Below are 13014 nucleotides of genomic sequence, written 5' to 3'. Positions count from 1 at the left end.
CGCTCAGGGTGCGGGCTCGGGCTCGGGATTGCCGTTGCCCGGCTGGCACGTGGCCTCGAACGTGGTGTTCACGGGCGACAGGCCCCAGCCCTGGGCGTCCCAGTTCACCGTCACGGAGATGCCTTCGACCCGCTTCGCGCCGACCGGCACGTCCCATGTGTCGGCGGTGTGCGGGAGGAGCCTGTTGTCCTCGTCGTAGTAGCGCAGCCCGGCGTTGCCGAACGTGAAGGCTGCGGAGGAGCCGTTCGGGGCGTTCGACGACTGGCCGCGATAGGTGAGCGCGCTGCCGCCCACGCACGAGGTGACCGTCCAGTTCGCCTGCACCTGGTACGGGGCGCTGCCGGCGCGCGGCGTCACCGTCGACCACGCGGTCGCCGTACCCCAGAAGTCGTGCACGTAGCGCACCTGGATGCCGGGGTCCTGGCCGAACACCGTACTGCCGGGACTCCAGCCCTGGAACTCGGCGTGGTTGCGGTTGGGGAGCCGCTCGGTCGTGGTCGGGTTCTCTCGGATCACCCAGTCGGCGCGCTGCGCCTGGACGTTCGCCCTGCCGTCCACGGCGAACGTCCAGCCCTGCGGGGCCCTTCCCGACTGCTGGGCCCGCACGGTCGCGGTCGTCTCGACGCGGCCGAAGGACTCGTCATCCCGCCACGACTCGACGCACATCCGGAACGCGTACTCCTCGCCGTCGTCCAGTCCGGGGAAGGAGGCCGTCTCGCCGTCGTCGATGGCCCTGCAGCGATCACCGTCCTGCACGATCCCGTAGCGCAGCGCCGAGCCGTCGCCGTTGCGTTGCGCGGTGGCTCGCGCCGTGACCGTGGCTGTGCCGTCGCCGTTCGACACCGAGCTCAGGGTGAGCTGCGGCGACAGCGGACTGCCGATCCCGTTGGTCTGCACCGTCGCGGCGGCGCCCGACGCGCTGCCGCCGAGCCCGGGTGGCAGGTCGAAACGCGAGTACGGGGTGATCGTGACGAGCGTGCTCGTGTTGCTGCCCACACGGAACGACGGCACCTCGACGCGCGTCTGGCTGCGGTTCACCGGCACCCGCACGGTCTCGCCGGCGGGGCTCGCGATCTCGAGGCTGCCGGTCTCGCCGGCCTCGATCCCGTCGATGACCAGCGACACGATGCCCCCCGCTCCGTCACCGGTGACCACGGGTGCCGCGGTCACGCTCGTCGGCGGGAGGGGCGCGTCGTACGCCCACGCCACGGTGCGCACGCCGGCCCTCGACTCGCCCACGCCGTTGACGGCCCACGCGTCGTAGGTGCGCTGCTCGCCATTGGGAGCGGGGATCGGAGGGCACGTGCCGTCAGCGGTGCACCGCGCGACCTCCTGCCCGCCGGTGCGGACGACGAAACCGGTGAGCCCCGGGTAGGCCAGTCGCGCCTCGCCTGGATCGACCCGAAGAGTCACGGTCCCGTCGGCAAAAGCCGTCTGCGTCATACTCGCGGGCGCCTTGGGGTAGCCGAGCAGATCGAGCAGCACGCGGCCGTCGCGTTCCGCGTTCGTGACGCGGCCCTGGGCGTCACGTACCGAGAACGTGGCGGTGCACGTCGCGCCCGGGGCATCCGTCGTCCAGCTCGCCGTGATCGACGTCGCCGACGCCACCTGGAAGCTCACTCCGACGCAGGCACCCGTCGGGCGCACGCCGACGACCTCGAGCGGCGTGCGCGGCAGCGGGTTGACCTCCCCGCCCGCCCCGATCACCGGGATGGTGCACGACGATCCGCCGGCTTGCGAGCACTGCTGCACCACGGAGCCGCCTTGCGGAAGGGTGGACGGTGCGGCGCCGACGCGGAGGATGAGCCGTGCGGGGGCCACCGACGGATGACTCGTGACCGAGACGAGCACGGCCTCCTCGGAGCCGGGGACGGCGCGGTCCGCGCCGGTCACCGTCACGACCGAGCCCTCCTGGGTGACCTCGAAGGCGCCACCGGAGTGCTCGGTCGCGTAGACGATGCCGTCCCAGTTCGGCCGCAGCTGCCATGTCGTCATGTTCTGGAGGTCGAAGGTCGCGGTCTCTCCCGGGCCGACCGTGATCGATCCCGGCCGCAGCTCGGGCTGGGGGTCGCGCGGGTGCACCACGACCGGCACCGACAGGTAGGTCCAGTCCTCCTGGCCGCTGAGCCGCACCGGCACCTGGCAGGCGTCGACCCAGGGCGCGCCGGCGCCCGCGTCGTAGCGCACGACGGTACCCGACTCGACCGTGCACGCCGCCTCGGCGCGTGCGCCCGACGCGCGCACGTCGTCGCCGAGCTCGACCACCGCGCCGGGCGGCCGCGCCACGAGGCCCGCCATGTCGAAGGTCGTCGACTCGAGCTCGGTGACCTCGGGGGACGCGGCATTCGCGCGCAACGTCAGCGCGAGGTCGTCGGCGCCCGGCACGCGGAGGAAGCCGTAGGAGACCACCTCGCCCGCGGTGCCCTCGCCGGTGACAGCGAACGGGATGAGCCGCGTGGTCTCGGGCAGCGCACCGCGCAGCTCGGACCCCTGCACCGAGACCCCGTCGGGGTCGCCCCACAGTGACAGCTCGAGATCGTCGACGTCGCCGCCCGACCAGGTGACCTTGCCGGCCAACACGTCGACGCCGCGCGGGAAGTCCTCCCGCGTCTCGACGGTGAGGGTGGTGTCGGCGACGACGGGGAAATCGGGCACGCTCTCGCGCACCACCCGCACGACGATGAGGCCGCGGCCGGTGTTGCCCGACGAGGATTCGACGTCGTAGAGGAACGACATCGTCGCGGGGTCGTCGCCCGCCGCGATCCGGACCGTGGTGTCGTCTGCGCCGACGATCTGCCCGGCCAGCCGCGCGTACTCGGGATTGTCGCTGCCGTCGACGAGCGTGGCCGGCACGTCGGGGCGGATGTCGGTGACCCGCAGCTCGCCGAGGGTGGGGTCGACGTCGTTGGAGAGCGGGCTGACCCGGATCGTGTTGCCCTCGCCCGCCTGCACCTGCACGTAGTCGGTGAACGTGACCGGGCTCGGGTTCGCCTGGCTGTCGAGCACCCCCATGCGCACCGTGCCGTCGGCCGTGGCACCGAACGCGTCGACCACGCGGTAGCGGAACGACACCTGCCCGCTGTCGCCGGGCACGCTCGTGTACAGGATCGATCCTCCGTCGGCGGTGATGGTGGCCGCGCCCCGCTCGGGCTGCGCGACGATGCGGTCGAGGGTCACGACGTCGCCGTCGGGATCGGTGCCGAAGTCGTCGAACTCGATGAGCGTCGACTGACCGCTGAGCACGCGACCTTCGAGGGTGTCGGCCGTGGGGGCGCGGTTGACCTCGGCGTCGATCACGGTCACGCGCACCGTCGCCGTGTCGGCGAGCGCCGGAGCGCCGGTCGTGAACACCGAGTACTCGATCGCGTACTCCCCCGGCTCGTCGGGCGCGAGGTACCGCAGCAGGTCGCCCGACGCGAACGCGAGTGCGGCCTCGGAGGAGGAGCGCACCGATGCCGGATTCAGGGTCGGCCGGCCGCCGGCCGGCGAGATGTCGTTGCCCGTCACCGGGATGTCGATCTGGGCGCCGGCGCGCACCACCACCGAGTCGTCCACGGCGATCGGGGCGAGCTCGGGCGCGGGCGGCAGCAGGTACACGGTCGCCTCGCCCTCGACGCTCGCGCCGGCGTCCTCGGTGCCGTCGCTCACCACGTACGAGACGGTGCCGAGGCGGCCGGCGGCGCCGTCCGCGGTCGTGCCCGACACCCGGAGGTGGTTCTGCCCGACCGCGTCGACCGACAGCGTGGCACCGTCGTCCGCCCGCGCGACGACGTCGCTCAGCAGCAGCACGCGGCGCGTCGGGTTCGAGACGGCGTCGAAGATCTCGAGCGTCGCGTCCTGCTGCGGATGCACGAACGCCACCACCGGCGAGGTCGCGAGCTGGGCGGGCGCGTCGGCGGGCAGCAGGGTGATGCGGGCGGTGCCGGTCGCCTCGCCGACGCCGTCGGTCACCGTGAAGTCGACGCGGAACGTGCCCGGGTCCTTGGCCGCGAAGTCGAAGGAGGTGGACCCGCTGACGGCGGTCGCGGTGGCGGCAGCGTCGTCGAGGACGCGCACCGATTCGAGCGACAGCGTGCCGGCGGTGCCCGTCACGTGGCCCGCGACGTCGACGGTGAGGGCGGACGCGACGGTGTCGGTCACGGCGAACGACTGCACTGCGAGCTGGGGCTGCGGCGACACCGTGACCACGAGGGGCTTCACCGTCGTCCGGCCCTGGGTGTCGGCGACCGTGACCTCGAGCTCGACGAGCTGCTCCCCGCCGTCTCCCGCGTCATCGTGCTGGTAGACGACGTCGCCGCCGGGCGTCGCTGCGACGCTGCCGATCCCGCTCGTGTTCGCGACCGACAGGAGCAGCAGGGGGTCGCCCTCCGGGTCGACCCATCCCGGGAGCACCGGCACGGTCACCGTGCCGCCGCGGGCCACCTCGGGCTCCGGCCACTCGACGAGGCACCGCTCGACACCGCACCATTGCGGCGGCGAGTCGGCGGCGGCATCCGCCACGGCGATCGTGACCGTCGTGGGCTCCGACCTCAACCCGCTCTCGGAGGTGCCGTCGGTGACCGCGTACGAGAACGTCGCGGATCCGGTCGCGCCGGGCTGCACGCGGATGGCGAGGCGCTGGTCGTCGTCGGTCACCGACACGGTGCCGAACCCGGGGTCGAGCCCGGTGACCGACGCCGGGTCGACCGTGAGCACGTCCTGGTTCGGGTCGTGGTCGTTCATCAGCACGGGCAGCGTCGCGAGCGCGCCCGCACGCACGCCGAACGCGTCGGGCTCGGCGATCGGGGGCTTCGGGTCGAGCACGACCTGCAGCTGCTCTTCGCTCGGCACGGCATCGGGGTCGGTCCGGTCGTCGAGGCTCCAGTCCTGGCTCGAGGGAATCAGCCCGCCGTCCGGCACCGACCACGCCCACCCGGAGCGGGTGTCGTTGAGGATGACCGCGGAGGCGCTCGCGACGAACACGGGGCGCAGCTGGTCGCCGATCGCCTGCCCGCCGTAGTCGAGCTGTGCGGTCGTGCCGCTCGAGCGCCACAGCAGGCCGCCCGCGTCTCCCTGGCCCAGCCATGCGGCGTAGGTCTCGCCGTCGTGCGCGACCGGCTGCGCGGGGGTGCCGAGCACCGTCCCGGTGCCGCCTCCCACCGGGGTCTGCATCGCCGACCCGTCGACGGGCACCTGCACCAGCCCGGTGTCGTCGGCGAGGTAGACGTCTGTGCCGCTCGCGTCCGGTGCGCCGACGACGACGGCGCCTGTCGTCGGGGCCCGGGACGCAGCATCCTGCCCCCGCAGCCACACGTCGCCGTCCTCGGTGTCGACGACGGCCCACGTGTCGCCCGCCGCGGTGATCGCCGGCGCCGCGAGCCCCTCCGGGTCGAACGCGTCGCGGCCTTGCACCTCGCCGCCCTGGATGTCGTAGCGCAGCACCGAGTCGTCGGCGCCGGAGTAGGCGAACAGCATGCCGCGGTCGTCGACGGCGATCGCCTCGGCGGTGTACTGCGGGGCGTCCTCGTCGTCGGCTCCGAAGGGGTCGAGCTGCGACGACGTGCCGCTCGAGAGCCGCCCCGCATACACGGCGCCCGAGTCGGTGAGGTAGGCGACCCAGTCCCCGGCGGTCACGACCTCGGTCGTTCCGGACGGGGTCTTCTGCGAGGACTGCAGCGCCTCCTCGTCGAGGTCCGTGGGCATCGCGGCGTCGATGCGGGTGAGCGTCGAGTAGCTGTCGCTGAAGAGGTAGGCGGAATCCCCCGTCTGCACCACCTGGTCGGGGTTGCTGATGCTGCGCACCGTGTCGAGTTCGCCGACCGACGTGTTCACTCGGGCGTAGCGGCGGCCGTCGCCGGTCTGCAGCGCCCAGACGGCGGTGTCGACCTCGGGGGTCTCCTGCGCGTCGAGCCCCGGCCACACGATGCTGATGCCGATGACGGTGGCCGCCACCGCCCCGGAGGCGATGAACCCGGCGATCGCGCCGCGTCGCATCAGAGCACCCCCGCGGCCATCAGCGCCAGGACGACGGCACCGGCCCCGGCGACGACCCCCGCTCCGATGCCGATGGCCCAGGGCAGCACGGCCCGCCCGCGTCGGCGGGCAGGCGCCGAGATCTCGGTGTCCTCGTCGCGGACGAGCTGCGCGACGCCGGTGCCCGCGCGCGCCTTGCGCGTGAGGTCGCGCTCGACGTGCGATCGCGCAGGCCCGCGGAGTGCCGAATCTGCGAAATCGACGGGGGCGGATGCCGGGGACCACTCCGCGTCCGGGATCTCGAGCGGCGTCGGCGACAGGCCGAGCCCCGACTGCACCTCGCGCAGCGCCTCGCCGAAGGCACGGGCGGAGTCGTGGCGACGACCCGGGTCGCGGCTCATCGCGATCGCGAGAACGGCCTGCAGCGACGCCGGGACGTCGGCCCGCGGGATCTCGACATAGGTGGCGCGCGCGATGCGCTTGCGCAGCAGGTCCTTGGTGTTCTGGCCGCGCTCGCGGCGCTCGAACGGGCTGTGGCCGGCCAGCAGCGAGTACACCGTCGCGCCGAGGCTCCACACCTCGCTCGTCACCGTGCCGGAGGTCTCCTCGGCGACGACCTCGGGAGCACTCCACGGGATCGACATCGCGAGCACCTCGCCGCCGCTCTTGCGCTGCAGCGAGGCCGAGATGCCGAAGTCCGCGAGCACCGGGGTGCCGAAGGTCGTGATGAGGATGTTGCTGGGCTTGACGTCGCGGTGGATGAGGCCGGCGCGGTGCGCGGACTCGAGTGCGCTCGCCATGCGCACGCCGATCGCGAGCACCTCCTCCACCGGGATGCGCTCGACCCGGTACCGCTGTGCGAGCGAACCCGGGCAGTACTCCATGACGATGTAGGGGCGCCCGTCGGCCGAGATGCTCGCCTGGTACACCGTCACGATCGAGGGGTGGGCCGACAGGTGCGCGAGCACGTCGGCCTCGGCGTTGAACATGCGCCGCAGCTCCGGGTCGCGCACATCGCTCGGCATGACCTTCACCGCCACGTTGCGGCGGGGCATGTCCTGTTCGTACAGGAAGACGTCGGCGAAACCGCCCGAGCCGAGCGGGCGGATATAGGCGAGCCCCGGAAGGATCGGAGGCGCCGAGGGAAGCCGTGCAGCCACCTCACACCTCCCCACAGTCCGCGACGTCGCACCCATGCCAGGCGGCAACAAACCCGGTCATGCTAACAAAATCCACCTCCCGAGAACCCGCGTGGCAGGCAGGGGTGTGGAGAGTGGGAGCGCGTGCGACAGGCGGGCAGTGCCGTGCCGCAGTGACGGGGCCGGCGTCAGTCTAGCCGCGGAGCGTCCCCGGGATCGCGGGGGTCGAACGGTGCGTCGAGCGACTTCGTGAGATCGGCGAGCATCGCCTCGATCTGGGGCTCGACGTACTGGGTCACCGCGGCCTGGATGCGCAGGCGATGGTGGAGCAGGATCGTGCACACCTCGCGCCCGACCATGTTCGCGTAGTCGTCGGCGAGACCGACCTCCTGGCGGAGCGCGGCCTTCGCCTCCTCGCTGAGCGGGGGGAGCGCCGGCACGTGCGCGTCGGCCTCTTCGGCGAGCCCCGCGATCGTGAAGAGGAACGGTGCGCCGGGCACCGGATCGGGGTCCATCGGCAGCCCCTCGAACTCGGGGTCGAGCCCCTCGCCGGGGCGGTAGCTGCGTGCGCGGTTGCGGGCCGCCTGCTGGTCGAGCTCCGCCTGCAGCATCGGCAGGTTCCGCGCCGTGTACTCGGCGACGGACCGGTCGACGATCGTCTTGATGCGGGTCGAGAGGCCGTGCTGAACGCCGTGCGGCACGTCGGTGCCGAGGCCCGCGGCAGAGAGCACCGGCGACCCGAAGCACCGGCGACAGGGGGCGGTCCGGCCGTGGTGCGTCGCGGGCTCCCAGCGGGGCACCCACGCGAGCCAGGCGTCCACTGCCTGGCTGACCTGGGTCTCGAGCGACCGCTCCACACGCTCCACGCTAGTGCGCAGCATCCGTTCCCGCGCGGATTTCCGGGGTTTCCGGCGCCGTCGCGCTGGTGTCACTCGTCGAACTCGTCCTCCCAGGGCCACCGTGGGCGGCGGGCGCGGGTGCGCACGAGTGCGATGCCCGACCACGACGACACGAACGCCGCGGCCGCGACAGCGACCCCGAACCACGTCGTCGCGAGGCGGCCCACCACCGCCGTCGCGGCGCCGAGGTCGGCGCCGGTGAACACGGCCCCGAACCACACTCCCCCGAGGTACGCGAGGAAGGTCGCGGCGGTCGTCCACGCGGCACCCCAGTACGACGGATGCCGCGTCCCGGCACGTGCGATCGCGGCCCACAGGCCGCCCGCGAACGCGAGCGTCGCACAGACGACACCGGTGATCCCGGGAGCCTGCCCGAGGCCGGGGGTCGCGATGACGGCCGCCCCCGTCACGAGACTCGTCATGCCGAGCCCGAAGATCAGGAGCGCGACGAAGCCCATCGTCGCGAAGGCCAGGGCGACGGGCGGTCGCACGGGTCCTTGCGACGGCCCTGGCGAACCGTCGGTGGCCATGCCGCCAGCCTACGTCGGCGGGCACGGCCGCGAACGGGTCCTACGGACGGACGAGCTGCGGCCCGGCCTCGAGCGTACGCTCGTACTCGCGCTGCGCCTCGACGTTGAGCTCGGTGACGCGCTTCGCGCGCGCGGCGGCCCACGCTCCGAACCAGATCGTGAGCTCGCGGCCGATGATGAACGCGGCGATCGCCAGCGGCGCCAGCAGTTCGCCCTCGACGAGCTTGGCGCCTTCGCTGGCGGTGAGGTTCCAGAAGGGCGCCTGGAACAGCGTTCCCAGGATGTGTCCGCCGTATGCGGCGACGCCCACGAGGATGCCGAAGATCACCCATGCGCCCCAGCGGCCGCGGTTGATGATGGCGCCGAGCAGCCAGAAGCCGATGAAGAACACGACGACGGGTACCCACAGCGACCACGTCGCGAGGGCTTCGAGGGCGGTCGTGCCGACGTTCTCCCCGGTGACGTCGCCCTTGATCGCGTCGACGCCGAGCCACACCGCGAGGTAGAGCACAGCGAACGCGACCGCGGCGAGCAGGCCGATGGCTCCCGCGGCGGCGCGGTTGCCCCGCGGGCGCGGTGCCTCGGGCGCCTGCACGAAGATCGGCTGCGGGGCGGCCGCGGCGACCACCGCAGGCTCGGCGATGACGGGCTCGCTCGGGGTCACCACAGGCGGCACCACGACGGTCGGCGAGTCGTCGGCGGCCGGAGCGGGCGTCGGGGTCGACGCGTAGCTCAGGGAGGCGGCCTCGGGCGAATTCCACGGGTCGGGCTCGGGGGCTGTCGGCGCTTCGCCGGTGGCGGGAGCATCGGCGGCGTCCGCGTCGGAGGGCGCGTCGGACGGAGCCTCGGCGGGGGTCTCTGCGGCGGGGGTCTCTGCGGCAGGAGTCTCGGTGGCGCCGGTGTCACGGCGGGCGGCCTCGGCGTCGGCGAGACCTTCGTTCGCACGACCGACGACGTCGTCGACGCCGCGCGGCTCCTCGACGGGTTCGCCGTAGGTCGACTTGGGGTCACTCATCGCAGGCACTCCTCACGCAGGGCTCATCCCCGCAGAGGCAGAGTAGCCCGCAGTTCCGCGCATACGACGGAGGCGTGCCGGGGGAATCCGCGCCCGCGCCGTTACCCTGAGCCCATGGCACCACGGAGGCTCCGACTTGCCGCGGCGGCGGCATCCGCTCTCCTCGCACTCGCCGTGCTGACGGCGTGCGCACCCGACGCGCCCTCGGGAGGCGGACTCACCTTCACGCCGACGCCGTCGACCTCGTCGTCGGCGTCCGCGACCCCCACCCCGACGCCGTCGCCCACGGCGGACGCCGAGATCCCCGACGACTGCCGCGCGATCCTCACCGCCGACGTGCTCGCGCAGCTCGAGGGCGTGCCGCTCAACGACCCCGCCTTCGGCGCGTCGGGACCGCAGCCCGACGGCGGCCTGGTGTGCGTGTGGCGCGACCCCGCTGCCGACACGACGGGTCTGGTCACCAAGATCTCGTACATGTCGCGGGGGCCGGCGCTGGACATGCTCAACACGCTCGTCACCGACGAGGGCTACACCTGCTACACCCCCGACGGCGGCACGCGCTGCGAGAAGACGTGGCAGAACGAGACGTACCCGGTCACCGACGGGCGCACGCTGTTCTGGCGCGACGACATCCTCATCGACACGCAGTACTCGAACCTCGCGCCCGCGGGGTACACGGCCGCGGTCGTCGCGAGCATCTTCGGCTGATCGCCGGGCGGGTCAGCCCCAGACGGTGTGGTCGACCCGCGGACCGTAGTCCTCGGGATGCCAGTCGGACTCGACGCTGACGAGCCACAGTCCGTCGCGCAGGGTGTGCTCCTCGCGGACCGCGCCCCGCGTGCGATCGCACCGTGTGGCACCGTCGGCCGTCCGGCACGAGAACCCGTCGCCCGCCAGCGCCGCCTCGGCGATCGTGGCGGCGTCGGCGTCGACCTTCGACAGCGTCGTGACGATGCTGCCGGAGTCGAACCGCCACCCGCAGGTCACGAGCACGTCGGGTGAGGCCGCGTCGGCGAACGCGGTCGCCGACGTCGCAGGTGCCGCCATCGACTGGTTGAGCAGCGATCCCTCCCGCCACATCAACTCGTTCCACAGGTCGTCGGAGTACAGCGTCCGGCAGTCGACCGCACCGCCCTCCGCCGCGGTCTGCGCGGGCGTCCGCTCGGGCGTCGCCTCGGGCCGCGGGGCCGTCGCGCTGCGCAGCGTGTCACCCACCCACGTGATGGCCACGGGCACCATCGGCAGCGCCAGCCACACGAGCGAGGCGACCACCGCCGCGCACAGCAGGCCGACGGGCACGGCGATCCACGAGTTGCGTCCGCCGGTCCTCGCCATGGGGCCCCCACCTCCGCCTCCACGTTAAGCCGGGATCACGGATGCTGCGGCTCGGCGCGCGCGGGGCGCCCGAGGATACCGCGGGCCGAGGCATCCGTTGTTCGCCCGCGTACGGGCGCGTGACAATACTCCGCCGCGGCGCAGATCTCGACCCCCTCTTCGCTTCCCCCGTTCGTCACGGAAGGTGTTCGCCACGGCGGATTCCCCCGGCCGGCACATCGCCGGCCGACGCCGCCGGTGAGATGGAGGAGGAGCATGTCGACTTACGAGACCGGATCGCCCGCGGACCAGAGCGCGGGTGCGGGAGACATGAAGGAGCGCGCCGTCGACACGGTCGCCGAGGTCGACGCGGGCGCGATGTACGTCGCCGGTGTCGCGGGCGATGAGATCGGCAGCGTCGCCCATGACGTGAAGGACGCCGCGCGCGGCTTCTTCGACGAGACACGCGTGCAGCTGGCGGACCAGGCGTCCACCCAGCAGCGCCGGGCGGCCGACGCCCTGCGCGGCACGGGAGACGAACTCGAGGGGCTGGCATCGGGCACGGCGACGGGCTCCGGCGGCATGGCGACGAGCGCCGTGCGCGCGATCGGCGAACAGACCCGGCGCGCCGCCGACTGGCTCGAGCAGCGCGAACCGGCGGACGTCGTCCGCGAGGTGCGCGGGTACGCGCGCCGCCACACCGGCGCCTTCCTCGTGATCGCACTGGGCGTGGGCATCGTCGCCGGACGGCTCACTCGCGCGCTCATGGCGGACTCCCACAACGGCAGCTCCTCGCCCGGCGGCACCTCGGGCGCGCAGCGTCCGACGCTCACCGCCGCTTCGACCGGCATGACCGGCGGCACGACGACGGGTCGCAGCGGTGCGGCAGCCGCAGCAGGCGGGCTCGGCGCGGCCACGGGCACCTCGGACGAGGGCACGCCCATCGCCGACGCCCTCGCCGACCAGGCACCGGGCGCCCCGTTGTCGAGCGGGACCGGACGCACGCCGGCGAACGGGCAGGACGCTTCGTCGGGCGAGACCGCGCAGGGTGAGTGGTCGCCGAGCGGAGAGGCACGCCGATGACCGACATGCCCACACCGTCGCAGCAGAAGGCGGCGGAGACGTCGCTGGGCGACCTCGTGGGCGAGGTCTCCCGCGACCTGTCGAATCTGATGCGCCAGGAGCTCGAACTGGCGAAGGCGGAGCTCTCGGAGTCCGCCAAGCGCGCGGGGATGGGCGCCGGCCTGCTCGGGGGCGCCGGTTACGCGGCCGTGATGGCCGTCTTCTTCCTGAGCGTCGCCCTGTGGTGGGGCCTCGGCGACCTGATCGACAGCCTCGGATGGTCGGCGGTGATCGTCGCCGTCATCTGGGCCATCATCGCCGGAATCCTGTACGCCGTCGGCCGGAGCCGCCTGAAGACCGTGCAGGGAGCACCGCAGACGGTGGAGACCGTCAAGGAGATCCCCGAAGCACTGAAGAGAAATGAGGAGAACCGATGATGAGCAACCCAGACCAGATCCGTGCCGACATCGAGATGACGCGCGATGAGCTCGGCCGGGACGTGGACGCCCTCGCCGACAAGGTGTCGCCGCCGAAGATCATGGAACGGCAGACCACACGGGTGCGTCGCGCGTTCGGCGATATGAAGGGCCACGTGATGGGTGTCGCCGACGACGTGGGCGACACCGCATCCTCTGCGGGCCACTCCGTCGGCGACGCGATGGGCACCGCCGGCGACGCCGTGAAGGAACTGCCGCACAAGGCGAAGCAGAAGGCGCAGGGCGCGCCCATCGTCGTGGGGCTCCTCGCGGCCGGCGTCGGGTTCCTGGTGGCGAGCCTGATTCCCACGACGGACTCCGAGACGCGGCTCGCCGCGTCTCTCCGGGACAAGACCCAGCCGCTCGTCGACAAGGCGGTGAGCGAGGCGAAGGATGCTGCGGGGGAGCTCGCCGAGAACCTCAAGGGTCCGGCGCAGGACGCCGTCGAACAGGTGAAGGAGTCCGCGGTCGACTCCGCCGAAACGGTCAAGGAGGAGACGCAGGCGACCGCCGAGCGGGTCAAGGAGAATGTCGCCGACAACATGTCGCCGGACGACCGCGCCGCGTCGCGACCGGACGACACAGAGGGCTGGCACCGGCTGGGCTGAGGCATCCGTCCTGTGAACG

At 72.8% G+C, this 13014-nt stretch carries 10 protein-coding genes; 4 read left to right on the top strand and 6 right to left on the bottom strand.

Features of this window, described 5'->3' with window-relative positions:
* Window positions 1-3 precede the first annotated feature (3 nt).
* The 5 genes from ACEYYH_RS03930 to ACEYYH_RS03910 form a co-directional block, all read right to left on the bottom strand.
* Complete coding sequence (locus ACEYYH_RS03930) at window positions 4-5973, bottom strand: Ig-like domain-containing protein (protein ID WP_374976987.1); 5970 nt, start codon at window positions 5971-5973, stop codon at window positions 4-6.
* Complete coding sequence (locus tag ACEYYH_RS03925; RefSeq protein WP_374976986.1) at window positions 5973-7112, bottom strand: serine/threonine-protein kinase; 1140 nt, start codon at window positions 7110-7112, stop codon at window positions 5973-5975. Before ACEYYH_RS03925 ends, ACEYYH_RS03930 begins: the two co-directional genes overlap by 1 nt.
* A gap of 167 nt (window positions 7113-7279) precedes the next feature.
* Window positions 7280-7948, bottom strand: a complete 669-nt coding sequence (locus ACEYYH_RS03920; protein WP_374976985.1) for a spermidine/putrescine ABC transporter substrate-binding protein — start codon at window positions 7946-7948, stop codon at window positions 7280-7282.
* 71 nt (window positions 7949-8019) lie between these two features.
* Window positions 8020-8520 carry a hypothetical protein gene (locus ACEYYH_RS03915; RefSeq protein WP_374976984.1) on the bottom strand — a complete coding sequence of 167 codons (501 nt, stop codon included), beginning with the start codon at window positions 8518-8520 and terminating at the stop codon, window positions 8020-8022.
* Between the two features lie 40 nt (window positions 8521-8560).
* Window positions 8561-9535 carry an ABC transporter gene (locus tag ACEYYH_RS03910; protein ID WP_374976983.1) on the bottom strand — a complete coding sequence of 325 codons (975 nt, stop codon included), beginning with the start codon at window positions 9533-9535 and terminating at the stop codon, window positions 8561-8563.
* 114 nt (window positions 9536-9649) lie between these two features.
* On the opposite strand from ACEYYH_RS03910, the gene ACEYYH_RS03905 reads away from it, so the two are divergent.
* The gene (locus ACEYYH_RS03905) at window positions 9650-10243 is read left to right on the top strand and encodes a hypothetical protein (RefSeq protein ID WP_374976982.1); all 594 of its coding nucleotides are present in this window, start codon (window positions 9650-9652) and stop codon (window positions 10241-10243) included.
* A 12-nt stretch (window positions 10244-10255) separates the two neighbouring features.
* On the opposite strand, the gene ACEYYH_RS03900 is transcribed toward ACEYYH_RS03905, so the two are convergent.
* Window positions 10256-10870: a hypothetical protein gene (locus ACEYYH_RS03900; RefSeq protein WP_374976981.1), complete on the bottom strand. Its 615-nt coding sequence runs from the start codon at window positions 10868-10870 to the stop codon at window positions 10256-10258.
* Window positions 10871-11125: 255 nt separating this feature from the next.
* Here ACEYYH_RS03900 and ACEYYH_RS03895 point away from each other — a divergent pair, with 255 nt between their 5' ends.
* The 3 genes from ACEYYH_RS03895 to ACEYYH_RS03885 are packed head-to-tail and all read left to right on the top strand — an operon-like array spanning window position 11126 to window position 12995.
* On the top strand, window positions 11126-11932 hold the full coding sequence (locus ACEYYH_RS03895; RefSeq protein ID WP_374976980.1) for a hypothetical protein: 807 nt from the start codon (window positions 11126-11128) through the stop codon (window positions 11930-11932).
* Window positions 11929-12348: a phage holin family protein gene (locus tag ACEYYH_RS03890; protein ID WP_374976979.1), complete on the top strand. Its 420-nt coding sequence runs from the start codon at window positions 11929-11931 to the stop codon at window positions 12346-12348. Before ACEYYH_RS03895 ends, ACEYYH_RS03890 begins: the two co-directional genes overlap by 4 nt.
* Window positions 12348-12995, top strand: coding sequence for a DUF3618 domain-containing protein (locus ACEYYH_RS03885; protein ID WP_374976978.1), 648 nt, complete (start codon window positions 12348-12350; stop codon window positions 12993-12995). The genes ACEYYH_RS03890 and ACEYYH_RS03885 overlap by 1 nt, the downstream gene beginning before the upstream one ends.
* Window positions 12996-13014 lie beyond the last annotated feature (19 nt).

The sequence above is a fragment of the Microbacterium trichothecenolyticum genome, from assembly GCF_041938625.1.
GTDB lineage: Bacteria > Actinomycetota > Actinomycetes > Actinomycetales > Microbacteriaceae > Microbacterium > Microbacterium trichothecenolyticum_D.
This window is presented reverse-complemented; position numbering and strand designations above follow the sequence as displayed.

Excerpts from the sequence above, each read along its gene's own strand:
- ACEYYH_RS03905 (WP_374976982.1), top strand. The coding sequence starts at position 9,650 with ATGGCACCACGGAGGCTCCGACTTGCCGCGGCGGCGGCATCCGCTCTC.
- ACEYYH_RS03900 (WP_374976981.1), bottom strand. The coding sequence starts at position 10,870 with ATGGCGAGGACCGGCGGACGCAACTCGTGGATCGCCGTGCCCGTCGGC.
- ACEYYH_RS03915 (WP_374976984.1), bottom strand. The coding sequence starts at position 8,520 with ATGGCCACCGACGGTTCGCCAGGGCCGTCGCAAGGACCCGTGCGACCG.
- ACEYYH_RS03895 (WP_374976980.1), top strand. The coding sequence starts at position 11,126 with ATGTCGACTTACGAGACCGGATCGCCCGCGGACCAGAGCGCGGGTGCG.
- ACEYYH_RS03885 (WP_374976978.1), top strand. The coding sequence starts at position 12,348 with ATGAGCAACCCAGACCAGATCCGTGCCGACATCGAGATGACGCGCGAT.
- ACEYYH_RS03910 (WP_374976983.1), bottom strand. The coding sequence starts at position 9,535 with ATGAGTGACCCCAAGTCGACCTACGGCGAACCCGTCGAGGAGCCGCGC.
- ACEYYH_RS03930 (WP_374976987.1), bottom strand. The coding sequence starts at position 5,973 with ATGCGACGCGGCGCGATCGCCGGGTTCATCGCCTCCGGGGCGGTGGCG.
- ACEYYH_RS03890 (WP_374976979.1), top strand. The coding sequence starts at position 11,929 with ATGACCGACATGCCCACACCGTCGCAGCAGAAGGCGGCGGAGACGTCG.